Consider the following 12,600-nt stretch of genomic DNA (forward strand, 5'->3'; position numbering starts at 1 on the left):
TTTTTCCACAACGCAACCGCGCAAACTCCCGCCATGAAAGTATCGTCATGAAATATCGTCATGAAAATGTCCACATGAAAAAATACTTGCGCCATAGGCTGCGGCATATCCAACACGCCGTGCGTTTCGCCTTGCTCTTGCTCGTGCTCGGTGGCATGACGATGCCGACGCATGCCGCCGAACTGGTTACGATAACGGGCGTCACGCTGATTGATGCCGACCTCAACGATGGCGACAGTTTCAAAGTCAATGCGGGCGGGCGCGAACTGCACCTACGGCTGTACTATGTCGATTGCCCGGAAACCGCCTACGGCAGCAAAGCCGACTTCGACAGAATCGGCGAGCAGCAAGACCACTTTGGCTTGGACGACCGCCACGCCGTCATCCGCTTCGGCAGACGCGCCGCCGAATACGCCAATCAGGAATTATCCCGACCGTTCACCATCCACACCAGTTACGCCCGAGCGTTGGGGCGCTCCGCCATCGGTCGCTTCTACGCCTTCGTCGAAACCCACGACGGCAACGATCTCGGCGAACTTTTGGTTGAACATGGCTTGGCGCGCATTCACGGCAAAACCCGCGCGGTGCCGAGCGGCCTGCCCAGCGATTTAGTGCTGGAAGAGCTTCAGGATCTTGAGGTCGCGGCCATGCTCAAGCGAGTCGGAATATGGGCCGAAGCCGATCCCGACATCATCGCCGAGAAGCGCAAGCGGCGGCGGGAGGAGAAACAAGCGGAGAAGCAAGCACGCAAGGAATTTCATGACCAACAGAAAAAAAGAGACAAGCCGTCAACGACCAATCCCATGGACCTGAACACCGCAACCAGCAAACAACTGCAACGCATTCCGCATGTCGGCAAAATCACCGCCGCGAAAATAATCGCCGGCCGACCCTATAAATCGATGCAAGACCTGCTGAAAATTCCAGGCATTGGCCCGAAGACGCTAGCGATCATTATGGAGTATGTTACGATAGATTGAAAATGGAGGAACGGTGCAGTTTTCACTACCAATCCATAAACAAAACGGAGAATCGATGCCCCAACCAGACATTGTCCAAACAATACTCAAAGACAGCAATTATCATCTTGCGCTGTTCTCAGCGAATGAAATTGCAGCCCTGCGGGAGAAAATATTTTCTAAAAGCACCAAAGGCAAAGATGTCCCATTTGTAAAATGTATTGTTCGGGACAAGGATATTCAGTTAAAGCCAGAAGAAATCGTCCGTCAGTTATATGCGGCGAGACTGATTGAACAATACGACTATCCAAAAAAACGACTGGCTTTTGAGCATCCCGTTAACTTCGGACGGGAAAAGAAAAAAGCCGATATTGTCGTTTTTGACAAAGACCGCACTGACGCAGCCTACATTATTGTTGAACTAAAAAAGCCCAAACTCATAGACGGGAAAAACCAACTGCGCTCCTATTGCAATGCTACCGGTGCGCCGATTGGCGTATGGACCAACGGCGAGAAAATATCCCACTACCATCGCAAAGACCCGAATTATTTTGAAGACATCACCGATATTCCCAAAGGGCAACAAAGCCTCACGGATATTCTGAGCGAGCGCTTTACCCTGAAAGACCTGATTATCAAGGACAAAATTTCCAACGAACGCAAATCCCTGAAAGACATCATTTTGGAAATGGAGGATGAGGTTCTGGCGAATGCCGGAGTGGACGTGTTTGAAGAAGTTTTCAAACTCATCTTCACCAAACTCTATGACGAATATCTCAGCCAGGACGATAAAACAGTCATCAACTACCAACTGCGACAAGTTTTAAAAACCGCCATACACGAGCCCAACCCCAACCCCAACCCCAACCCTCCTAGTTATCTTGATGGTCAGGATTTTGATGCCATTAAGAAAGCGGTCAACGGCATTGCGGATGAAGGTTTTCGCGTGATGGAATTCAGGAACACGGGGCAGACCGACACTGAACTTAAAAACAAAATTCAAGACCTGTTCAATGATGCAAAAATTCAATGGCCAGGCGTATTCCCCGAAGGCTCCGCCTTTGAACTTTCCGACAGTCACTTGGCAATCAGCGTTTCAAGTTTGCAAGATGTAAAACTGTTCAACTCCAACCTGCTGGTTGTCGATGAAGCATTTGAGTATCTGGTCAACAAATCCGCCAAAGGTGAAAAGGGGCAGTATTTCACTCCCCGCCATGTGATTGATATGTGCGTGCAAATGCTCAATCCAAAATCTGGCGAATATATGATCGACACCGCTTCTGGCAGTTGCGGTTTTCCGGTGCATACCATTTTCAAACTCACCGGCCACCTGTTCACCAACGCCGAAATACCAGAGAAGGACAAAAAAGATGTTCTCAAAGTTTTTGGCATTGATTTTGATGAAAAAACCGTCAGGGTTGCCAGAACCCTGAACCTGATCGCCGGCGATGGTGAAACCAATGTATTGCATCTCAACACTTTGGATTTTGACCGCTGGGGCGATAAAACCGAAAAAGACACGAAATGGATCAACACTTACGGCAAGGGTTTTGCGCGGCTGGAAAAACTGCGCGCTGAGAAAAACGAAAACAAGCAATTCAACTTTGACATTCTGATGGCAAATCCACCCTTTGCTGGAGACATCAAGGAAAGCCGCATCCTGCATCAATACGAACTTGGCTTTAAGGCAGGTGGTAAAAAGGCGCAGAGCAAAGTCGGACGCGACATACTCTTTATTGAGCGCAATCTGGATTTTCTTAAACCCGGCGGACGCATGGCGATTGTCTTGCCACAAGGCAGATTCAACAACACAACGGATAAGCCTATCCGCGACTTCATCGCCGAACGTGCCCGCATCCTTGCCGTAGTCGGACTGCATGGCAACACCTTCAAGCCGCACACCGGCACCAAAACCAGCGTACTATTCGTGCAGAAATGGGATGAAAAACTGTGCCCGAAAAAAGACGACTTCCCCATCTTTTTTGCGGTAAGCGAGCAAGGCGGCAAGGATAATTCAGGCAATTATGTCTATCGGAAAAATGGCAATGGTCATTTGATTGTTGACCATGATCTGCACAATCACGATGGTGAACTACCGGACGGCATTGCCGAAGCCTTCATTGAATGGGCGAGGGGTAAGAAGTTGAGTTTTTGGAGTTATGAATAAGCAGGACATCATCATCTACACGAGCTCGGATGGTCGAGCCTCTGTAGCACTTTATGCCCGTGATGGCGCTATTTGGCTTAATCAAAATCAACTCGCGGAACTTTTTGCCACCTCCAAGTCCACCCTTAGCGAGCATATATCTAACATATTGAAAAATAATGAATTAATTGAAAATTCAGTTGTTCGGGATTTCCGAACAACTGCCGCCGACGGTAAAAAATACTCGGTCCAGCATTACGCCTTGCCGATGATACTGGCTATCGGCTTTCGGATACGAAGCCGTCGCGGCATTCAATTTCGGCAATGGGCAAACCGGCATCTGCGCGAGTATATGACCAAGGGCTTTGTCATGGATGACGAGCGCCTGAAAAACCCCGATGGTCGCCCCGATTATTTTGATGAGATGCTGGAACGCATCCGTGACATACGGGCATCAGAAAAACGTTTCTATCAAAAAGTCCGAGAGTTATTTGCGCTCAGCAGCGATTATGACGGTGACGATAAATCAACTCAGATGTTTTTTGCCGAAACACAAAACAAACTGCTGTTCGCCACCACCAAACAAACCGCCGCCGAAATTATTGCCACCCGCGCTGATGCGAATAAGAAAAACATGGGGCTGACCAGTTGGAAGGGTTCAATCGTCCGCAAGCAGGACATCACCATTGCCAAAAACTATTTGCTTGCCGATGAAATCGACACACTCAACCGCCTCGTGGTTGTTTTTCTGGAAACGGCTGAATTGCGCGTCAAAAATCGCACCGACATCACGATGGACTTCTGGCGCGAAAATACTGATCGGATTATAGCGGTGAACGACAAGGTGCTGTTAAGCGGTAAAGGCTCCGTTAGCAACCAGAAAATGCAAGCCATTGCCATGGCCCAATACCAGAATTTTGATACCCGCCGAAAAATCTATGAAGCCCGTCTTGCTGACGAGGTAGACATAAAAGAACTGCGTCAGATTGCAAGCGATGTGAAAGAGCGCAAAGGAGAACAGAAATAATGATTTTAACGAAGGGTGAGAAGTTGAGTTTTTGAAAATGAGTGAACGACGAAGGCGAAAAGGCAACCGCCTTAAAAATTACGATTATTCCGGAGCGGGATATTACTTTGTAACGATTTGTACGAAAAACCGCATTGATTATTTTGGTCGGATACAAAACGTCAAGATGAATTTAAACGAAATCGGAGAAATGGTGTGTGATTAGTGGTTGTGGTTGGCAATGCAATATACTTATGTGCATTTGGACGAATACGTTATTATGCTGAATCATGTTCATGGCATTGTAGCAATCCAATGTAGGGACAGGTCGCGACCTGTCCCTACGGCTGCGGCAAAAATAAAATCATTGTCTGGACTTATTGGCGCGTTTAAGACCACATCATCAAAACGCATACGCCGGCATGGAATTGTCGACTTCAAATGGCAACGCTCATTTTATGATCGGGTTATCCGGAGCGATAACGATTTAACTCGTGTTCGTGATTATATTCAAAATAATCCGCTTAATTGGGCGTTGGATAAAGAGAATTCGGACAATTGGGTGGAGATGTAAGGATGCAGTATTCGATTGTTCAGTTTAGCGAAGTCTTAAAACATAAAGACGGAAGAATAGATAGCGAGCACTATCACCCCGAGCATCTGGAAAATTTTCGGCGACTTAAAAGATTCTCTAAAGAACTTAGCAGCTACATCGTGCATATGTCGGGAGGAGCTACGCCACTGGGAGCAATTTATCCAGAAAATGGAATTTTCTTTCTGCGAGTTCAAAATATAATGCAAAATTATATCTCTGAAACAAACATGGCCTATCTCACTGATTTGCAACACAAGTCCATTGCCAGAAGCACACTGAAAAAAGACGATGTTTTGTTAACCATTACGGGAGTTTCTTACGGAAAGTCATCAGTCGTAACAGACAAATTTATAGGGGCAAATATCAATCAGCATTCAGTGAAAATGACTGTTAAAATATTGCTCCTTGCTTTCTGTCAACATTCTTGAATTGCAAATATGGCTATTCTCAATCTACAAGAAATGTTGTGGGGGTTACAAGGCCGGCACTGGATTACAAAGCAATTGAATCTTTTTTAATTCCTGAATTTTCAACAGATTTCCAAGAAACTATTCATTCGTGTTGTGGCAAGTCGGAAGGGTTAAGAAAAAATTCCAAAGAACATTACGCTCAAGCCCAAGCCCATCCTCCTCACCGAACTCGGTTTAAGTAACCGGCAACCGAAGCATCAACTAACCTTCATTAAAAATTATTTCGACACCAAGCATGCCGAGCGTATTGATGCCGAATATTTCCAACCGAAATATGAGGAAGTCATAGAGGCGATTAAAGGCTATGCAAGAGGTTGGGATACGCTGGGAAATTTAGCGACTCTGGAAGATAAGAACTTCAAACCGAAAGGCAAGCAAAAATATAAATACATTGAACTTTCTAACATAGCAAACAATGGAGAGATAACCGATTGCATGTTAGAAGAAGGTCTCTATCTTCCAACAAGAGCAAGGCGCAAAGTAACAACCGGAGATGTTATTGTTTCGTCCATTGAAGGTTCTTTATCAAGCATTGCCTTGATTGAAAGCGAATATAATCAAGCTCTTTGTTCCACAGGTTTTCATGTCATCAAATCTGAAGAACTCAAATCTGAAGAACTCAATTCTGAAACATTGCTTGTTCTATTGAAAAGTATTGTTGGACAGTTGCAACTAAATAAGGGCTGTAGCGGAACAATTCTTACGGCAATCAGCAAAGATGAATTTAGCAAGATCGTCTTACCAAAAATAGAAGAAGAAAAACAAACCCAAATCCAGCAAAAAATCACTGAGTCATTCACCCTCCGCAAACAATCAAAACACCTGCTGGAATGCGCCAAACAAGCAGTGGAAATGGCCATTGAGCAAGACGAACAAAAAGCAATCAATTGGCTCAAAAATGAAACCAACGAATCGTTGCCCAGGTCGCCATAAATCCATTTTTCTACTGTCTCCAGAAATACGATAAGGAACTTGCCCAGGCCTTTACTATCCTCTTTTTGTGTCAACCAACTTAACTTAGGTATGCATCAGATTGTCTATTTGTTAGTGGGGTCTTTCAAACAGATCGGGTTTTTGTTGCTTAATCATCTCTAATCAGCCCCGTGCAAATCGGCATAGAGCATGTAGCCCTTTGTTTTTACTTGCGGTGATTGATTGGTTACGTTTGTAGGCTAGAAGTTGTTCGCATTGAGCGTGTGAACACAAAAAGAAACCAGGGTTAAACCAATCGAATCAAAATACAAATTGCCGACTATCCACCTCCAACCATCTGCTTGGTTTTCTCTATCTGCGCGTTGACCACTTTTAATTTTGTCTCTAGGGAATGTTTTTTGGTTGCGTCTTCGGCGGACTTTATTTTCTCTTCGTAGCGGGTTTTTTTGTCCACTAATAACTGTTGCAGTATTGCCAGTTTTTCGGGATTGATTGATTTGCCTTTTTCTGTTTTGTGGGCAAGTTTGTCAAACTTCGCATTTAGCTTGGTGAATTTCATGGGTCGCTCTCTTTGGTTGTACAAGTTAGTGGGTCAGGATTTTGTCAAGCTTGCGTCTGCCCGATTCTCGTTGACAATGTTCTCGATTTCGTCTTCATCCAGAACGACCGCCTGCGCGGCTTCCGCCAGAAGGTCGGCGTGCGATGCCAACAACGCTTGCGCCGAGTCAAGCAGGTTTTTCGCGGTTTGATCGGAATAATTAAAGTCATTCAATAATGAAGTCGCCATCAATGCGGTAATTTTATTGTCGTTGAGCAAGTCGGTGATTTGCTTGTTTAACCGGTCATGCGAAGCGAGTGCTTCGGCCTTCAGTTCATCCAGTTCAAGGATGGACAAGGTGTGGTCATCCCTATCTCTATAGCGATATATTTGTTTAAGTATGGTGGCAATTTTTAATCGTAACATGTTGTATTCATTGCGAATGTATGTGTTATCCGAAACCATATATACCGTTGTGTTTTTACGTAAATGCTTGATGTGTTTGACACATTCGACAATTTCCGAAGCGGCGTTGCGCAGCCGAAACAACTCTTCGGAAAACACGCTCGGAATACTGGATTGCGCCTTCGAAATGAAATCAATAATCGCGCTGTAAAGCACTTTGACCTTGCTTTCATAAAGTTCGTCCAGGTCAAATTCAATAATTTCCCGGTCGTCGTCAATGGTCTTGGCGAGGCTCGGCGATTCCAATATTTGGGTGCGATGCAGGTTCATGCCATGCGCCATTAACTCAAATGCGGAATCAAACAGATGCCAAACCTCTTTCTTGACCGAGGACAAAACGGTCTCCGGAAATTCTATTGCCGCATCGCTCAGATATTTCGGCTCGGCAAGATTGGGCGCGTGCTCCGGGATGAAATGACACAGCCGCAGCGCCAACTGATTGATGAGCGGCACCATGACCAAGACGCCGGTTATATTGAACAAGGTATGAAACACCGCCAGTTTCATGGTGTGGTTGTCTGCGGCGATGCCGACTTTGCCGCTGATGATATCCACCGCCCAAACGAATTGGTTTAAGAACACGATGGCGATAACCCCGGTGACGACGTTGAAGATCAGGTGCGCGCCGGCCAGCCGCTTGCCTTGCACATTGGCGCTCAGCGAGCCGATAATCGCGGTAATCGTGGTGCCGACATTGGCGCCGATGGCGAGCGCCAGGGCGTTTTCGTAGGTAATCTGCCCGACCGCCAAAGCCGTTAAAATAAGCACCAAGGTGGCGTGGCTGGATTGCATGACCACCGTGGCCGCGGCGCCGATGCCAGCAAACAGGAACAGTCCGGGATAGCCGGCGACCGCCAACGCCGCCAGGTCAAAGCTGTCCCGGAACGCCTCGAAGCCTTCCTTCATGTAGTGGATGCCCAAAAACAAAAAGCCAAGCCCGGCCAGAACCGAGCCGACGCCTTTCAGATACTTGGATTTTTGGAACGCCAGCACAATGCCGAACACCAGCATCGGCATGGCGTAGGCTGAGATCTTGACTTTCAGCCCGAAAGCGGCTACCAGCCAGGCGCCGGTGGTGGTGCCGATGTTGGCGCCGAAAATGATGCCGATGCCGGCGACCAGGGGGATCAAGCCGGCGCTGATGAATGATATAGTGATGATGGAAACCAGCGAACTGGACTGCATGATGGTGGTGGTGACGACGCCGAAGGCCAGGCTTTTCCAGGTTTTGTCGGTGGTTCTTTGCAGCAATTTTTCCAGCAATCCGCCGGTGAACGCCTTGAACCCCTCTTCCAGGAACAACATGCCGAACAAGAAAATCGAAACGCCGGCGGCAATTTCCTTGAAGTCGGGACTGATCCAGAATCCGTAACCGAGAATCAGAAGTATCGTGGGTAAAAATATCTTTCTTAACATCGTGGTCTCCCCATAAGTGGACATGCAGTGGACTTGAAGTGGACTTTGAATTGAGTATTCATAATACCATTCCTTTTGCTTTCGTGTAATGGTGCAGTTTTGTGCCCGCACGGCATCATCAATTAGTGTTTCCCCCACAAAGCACGGCGGCGCGCTATAAAATGCTGCGGTAACGCATTAAAATACCGCCGATGACTTCCACGCTTATGATTCAGGGCACAACCTCCAACGCCGGCAAAAGCGTGATTGCCACGGGATTGTGCCGCCTGTTCCACTCGAAGGGGTTGCGCGTGGCCCCGTTCAAACCGCAGAACATGGCGTTGAACAGCGCGGTGACTATTGATGGCGGCGAAATTGGCCGCGCCCAAGCGGTGCAGGCGATGGCTTGCGGGATTGAGCCGCATACCGACATGAATCCGATTTTACTCAAGCCCAATAGCGACCGCGGCGCGCAGGTGATCATCAACGGTCATGCCATCGGCAACATGGATGCGGTCGAATATCATGCCTTCAAAAAAGACGCCATGCAATATGCCCTGGCATCTTATCATCGCTTGGCCGCGCAGTATGACTTGATTATTGTCGAAGGCGCCGGCAGCCCGGCGGAAATTAACTTGCGCGAAAATGACATTGCCAATATGGGATTCGCGACCGCGGTCAATTGCGCGGTGCTGCTGGTTGCGGATATCGATCGTGGCGGCGTGTTCGCGCATTTGGCCGGCACCATGGATTGCCTGGCGCAGGACGAGCGCAAACGGGTGAAGGGATTCCTGATCAACCGCTTTCGTGGCGACCGAACATTGCTGGATTCCGGCATCGCTTGGCTCACCGAAAAAACCGGGATTCAAACCTTGGGCGTTTTGCCCTATCTCAACGGGCTGCATATTGAAGCGGAAGATGCCGTGGATCATCGTTGCCCAGATGAACATGGTTATGATGGACATGGTCATGCTGGAAATGATCACGCTGAGAATGGCCATGCTGGAAATAATCATGCTGGAAATGATCATGCTGGAAATGATCATGATGAAAACGCCGCGCCGTGCCGCCTCAAAGTCGTCGTGCCGCGCATCCCGCGCATCAGCAACCACACCGATTTTGATGTGTTGCGATTGCATCCGCAGGTGGAGTTGCGATTTATTGATGAAGGGCAGGCCATCCCGCCGAGCGATTTGATCGTGCTGCCGGGCAGCAAGAACACCATCCACGATTTGAATTGGCTGGTCGAAAACCATTGGCCGGCGCATATAAAAAAGCACCTGCGTTATGGCGGAAAACTGATTGGCATTTGCGCTGGTTATCAGATGATCGGGCAGGCGATACACGACCCGAATGGCGTAGAAGGCAAGCCGGGTTCCCGGCCGGGGCTGCAGTTGATGGATTTTGAAACCCGACTTGAGCCGGTTAAAAAACTGACCCGAGCGTCGGGCACTTTGCGTGCCGAGGTCGCGTCCGATGAAGCGGCCGTGGAAGGCTATGAAATTCATACTGGCGCAACCACCGGGCCAGATTTGGCGCGTCCGGCGATCAACTTAGGCGATCGTTTTGATGGCGCAGTTTCAAAGGACAATCAAATTTTATGCACTTATCTGCATGGCGTGTTCGATCATCATGAGGCTTGCGACGCACTGTTAAAATGGGCCGGGCTTGAAAGCGGCCTTAAAAATGACCTGCAAAGTGGCGGCGGCTTTGACTATAAAACCTTTCGTCATCGCCAAATCGATAGAGTGGCAAAGATGCTGGAGACCGAAATAGATTACCGACAGTTGCTTGTCAGCGCAGGCATAACAAACCAACCGACCTAAATGCTCGAAGCATTATCGCCAGCACTGATTTGCATGGGCGCGTTACTGCTGGATCGGCTGATTGGCGAACCTCGGTTTCACCCCTTGATTTGGTTTGGCAAGGTCGCAATCTGGCTTGAGCGGCGATTGAACAATCGACAGTCGCGTTGCAGAGGCGTCATAGCCGTATTGATGCTGATCAGTTTACCGGTGGGTTTGGTCTGGTTGATTCAAGCCACTCAGGCGACTGCTGAATCACTAGCGATTCAAGTTATTCTGGATATGGTCATTTTGACTTTCGTGATTGGTTGGCAGAGCATGAAAGAGCATGCGATGGCGGTCGCGCAGCCGCTTTTAGCCGGCGACCTGGAGGGCGCCAGAAACAACCTTGCAATGATTGTCAGCCGGCAAACTGATGGCATGAATGAAACCGAGGTCGTCGGCGCAACGCTCGAATCGGTTCTTGAAAACGGCCATGACTGCGTTTTTGCGCCGCTGTTTTGGTATGCCCTGCTGGGGCCGGCGGGAGCCTTGCTGCATCGTCTGGTCAATACCCTGGATGCGATGTGGGGTTATAAAAATGCAAGGTATTTAAAATTCGGTTGTTTTGCGGCGCGACTTGACGATCTATTGGGCTGGGCCCCGGCGCGCCTCACCGCCATTTGCTACGCCATTAGCGGCTCCTTGCCCAATGCGTTTTATGCGTGGCGAAAGCAGATGGGGAAGCATAAAAGCCCCAATGCCGGCGTGGTCATGGCGGCGGGCGCGGGGGCGTTGGATATTGTCATCGGCGGCCCCGCAGTTTATGACGGCGTACGTCAGGACAAGCCCTATCTTGGCGCCGGCGATCAAGCGAAATCTGTTGACATCAACCGGGCAATCCAGTTAATTCAAAAGAGTTTGGTCGTGTGGCTTGTGCTGTTTGCGCTACTGCTGTTGCTGGTTAACTATAAGGAGATAGGGGAGTGGTTGCCCTATTCGGCGCGCTGAGGTGAAAGTGGTTGCCCAATAACCCAAGAAACTCCACAATGCCTAAAGCCTCGATATCCCCAGCAAGCGGAAATCGCTCGGTCCCGGGATAAATAACGAATTTTCGGGTGGCATTGACATCGTCGCAGGCGAAATGAAACCCCCTGGTTACTTTGGGCGCGGACGAGCGTTTTACTTCGATCGCCCATATTTGTTGATTGGGTCCCTCCAGAACCAGGTCAATTTCAGCCTGGGCGCAGGTTCGATAGTGACTATGATGCCATTTATCGGACAAATCCTTCAGAATATTTTCCACAATAAATCCCTCCCAACTAGCGCCAATGGCGGGGTGACCCAGTAAATCCTCAAGATTTGTGATGTTCAAGAAACGATGTGCCAGACCAGTGTCACGCAAATAAACTTTTGGAGATTTCATCAATCTCTTTCTGCTGTTACCTGACCACGGCTGGATTTGTCTCACCATGTAAAAATCCGTCAGCGTGTCGATATAATTTTTGATGGTCTTATAGCTAACCCCCAGACTTGCTCCCAGTTTGGAAAAGTTTATTTGCTGTGCATTATTGTGTGCCAGCATAGACCATAAGCGTCGCATCGTCGTTGAGGCAATTCGCGGCCCCATCAGGGGGATCTCTCTCTCCACATAGGAGGCGATAAAATCACTTCGCCAGCCCCAACTCTCATCGTCCGTCGCGGACAAGTAACTATCGGGAAAACCACCGCGCAACCAAAGCTTCTCCAGATCAAAATTGTGCGGCTGCGCAGCGTAAATCTCGCGCACCGAAAATGGGCTAAGCGCCATGAAGCGAATACGGCCAGCCAGCGTTTCGGAAGAATGTTGGATAAGATCGCGAGACGCCGATCCCAGCAGAAGGAATTGCCCGACTTTTTCTCCTGCTCGCTTTCTAATATCGACCAATCCACGCAGCAGTCGAAATAAGTCAGGCTTGCGCTGCACTTCATCAATAATAAGTAGTATGTTGTCAAAACGACGCAAATAGGCTTCCGCGTCATCCAGCTTTGCCAGATCGGAATCCAGTTCAAGATCCAGGTAGGCCGTTTGCTTTTGAGTCGACTTGGCGATCTCCAGAGCAAGAGTTGTCTTGCCGACCTGTCTCGGTCCCAAAAGGGCGACCACGGGCGCCACATCAAGTGCTCTGAGTAGGTTAGGCTCTAATGATCTTTTTATCATCCTTGAAAAATAGCATGTCAGATTCTAATTAGCAAGGTTAAAGGGTATCCATGTTGTGGTTATGGAGATGATGGGGCATCGCCCACAAGAAAAACCGGAGACATTTTTC

Annotated in this window: 10 protein-coding genes; 7 read left to right on the plus strand and 3 right to left on the minus strand. The window is 48.5% G+C overall.

Going from position 1 to position 12,600, the window contains the following annotated elements:
* Nucleotides 1-47: 47 nt before the first annotated feature.
* The 5 genes from ACP158_RS07975 to ACP158_RS07995 all read left to right on the plus strand — a co-directional run bounded on the left by ACP158_RS07975 (nucleotide 48) and on the right by ACP158_RS07995 (nucleotide 6,109).
* Complete coding sequence (locus ACP158_RS07975) at nucleotides 48-980, plus strand: helix-hairpin-helix domain-containing protein (RefSeq protein WP_424945631.1); 933 nt, start codon at nucleotides 48-50, stop codon at nucleotides 978-980.
* A 55-nt stretch (nucleotides 981-1,035) separates the two neighbouring features.
* Entirely contained in the window at nucleotides 1,036-3,126 is a 2,091-nt protein-coding gene (locus ACP158_RS07980; protein WP_424945632.1) for an N-6 DNA methylase, read from the plus strand.
* Nucleotides 3,119-4,132: a virulence RhuM family protein gene (locus ACP158_RS07985; RefSeq protein WP_424945633.1), complete on the plus strand. Its 1,014-nt coding sequence runs from the start codon at nucleotides 3,119-3,121 to the stop codon at nucleotides 4,130-4,132. Before ACP158_RS07980 ends, ACP158_RS07985 begins: the two co-directional genes overlap by 8 nt.
* 555 nt (nucleotides 4,133-4,687) lie before the next feature.
* On the plus strand, nucleotides 4,688-5,134 hold the full coding sequence (locus ACP158_RS07990) for a hypothetical protein (RefSeq protein WP_424945634.1): 447 nt from the start codon (nucleotides 4,688-4,690) through the stop codon (nucleotides 5,132-5,134).
* Between the two features lie 477 nt (nucleotides 5,135-5,611).
* A complete protein-coding gene (locus tag ACP158_RS07995; RefSeq protein ID WP_424945635.1) occupies nucleotides 5,612-6,109 on the plus strand; it encodes a hypothetical protein in 498 nt (165 codons plus the stop codon).
* A gap of 319 nt (nucleotides 6,110-6,428) precedes the next feature.
* Here ACP158_RS07995 and ACP158_RS08000 read toward each other — a convergent pair whose 3' ends face one another.
* Both ACP158_RS08000 and ACP158_RS08005 read right to left on the minus strand, forming a co-directional pair.
* Complete coding sequence (locus ACP158_RS08000) at nucleotides 6,429-6,668, minus strand: hypothetical protein (protein ID WP_424945636.1); 240 nt, start codon at nucleotides 6,666-6,668, stop codon at nucleotides 6,429-6,431.
* Nucleotides 6,669-6,701: 33 nt separating this feature from the next.
* The gene (locus ACP158_RS08005; protein WP_424945637.1) at nucleotides 6,702-8,528 is read right to left on the minus strand and encodes a Na/Pi cotransporter family protein; all 1,827 of its coding nucleotides are present in this window, start codon (nucleotides 8,526-8,528) and stop codon (nucleotides 6,702-6,704) included.
* Nucleotides 8,529-8,719: 191 nt separating this feature from the next.
* Between ACP158_RS08005 and ACP158_RS08010 the strand changes: the two genes are divergently transcribed.
* On the plus strand, nucleotides 8,720-10,333 hold the full coding sequence (locus tag ACP158_RS08010) for a cobyric acid synthase (protein ID WP_424945638.1): 1,614 nt from the start codon (nucleotides 8,720-8,722) through the stop codon (nucleotides 10,331-10,333).
* A complete protein-coding gene (gene cbiB, locus ACP158_RS08015; RefSeq protein WP_424945639.1) occupies nucleotides 10,334-11,302 on the plus strand; it encodes an adenosylcobinamide-phosphate synthase CbiB in 969 nt (322 codons plus the stop codon). It begins immediately after the preceding gene.
* Here the strand turns inward: cbiB and ACP158_RS08020 are convergent.
* Nucleotides 11,256-12,491 (minus strand): ATP-binding protein, encoded by a 1,236-nt coding sequence (locus ACP158_RS08020; RefSeq protein ID WP_424945640.1) that lies wholly within the window; start codon nucleotides 12,489-12,491, stop codon nucleotides 11,256-11,258. The genes cbiB and ACP158_RS08020 overlap by 47 nt on opposite strands.
* Between the last annotated feature and the right edge of the window lie 109 nt (nucleotides 12,492-12,600).

The sequence above is a fragment of the Candidatus Spongiihabitans sp. genome (assembly GCF_965247905.1).
Classification (GTDB): Bacteria; Pseudomonadota; Gammaproteobacteria; order Arenicellales; family Poriferihabitantaceae; genus Spongiihabitans.

Excerpts from the sequence above, each read along its gene's own strand:
- ACP158_RS07975 (WP_424945631.1), top strand. The coding sequence starts at position 48 with ATGAAATATCGTCATGAAAATGTCCACATGAAAAAATACTTGCGCCAT.
- ACP158_RS07980 (WP_424945632.1), top strand. The coding sequence starts at position 1,036 with ATGCCCCAACCAGACATTGTCCAAACAATACTCAAAGACAGCAATTAT.
- ACP158_RS07985 (WP_424945633.1), top strand. The coding sequence starts at position 3,119 with ATGAATAAGCAGGACATCATCATCTACACGAGCTCGGATGGTCGAGCC.
- ACP158_RS07990 (WP_424945634.1), top strand. The coding sequence starts at position 4,688 with ATGCAGTATTCGATTGTTCAGTTTAGCGAAGTCTTAAAACATAAAGAC.
- ACP158_RS07995 (WP_424945635.1), top strand. The coding sequence starts at position 5,612 with ATGTTAGAAGAAGGTCTCTATCTTCCAACAAGAGCAAGGCGCAAAGTA.
- ACP158_RS08000 (WP_424945636.1), bottom strand. The coding sequence starts at position 6,668 with ATGAAATTCACCAAGCTAAATGCGAAGTTTGACAAACTTGCCCACAAA.
- ACP158_RS08005 (WP_424945637.1), bottom strand. The coding sequence starts at position 8,528 with ATGTTAAGAAAGATATTTTTACCCACGATACTTCTGATTCTCGGTTAC.
- ACP158_RS08010 (WP_424945638.1), top strand. The coding sequence starts at position 8,720 with ATGACTTCCACGCTTATGATTCAGGGCACAACCTCCAACGCCGGCAAA.
- cbiB (WP_424945639.1), top strand. The coding sequence starts at position 10,334 with ATGCTCGAAGCATTATCGCCAGCACTGATTTGCATGGGCGCGTTACTG.
- ACP158_RS08020 (WP_424945640.1), bottom strand. The coding sequence starts at position 12,491 with ATGATAAAAAGATCATTAGAGCCTAACCTACTCAGAGCACTTGATGTG.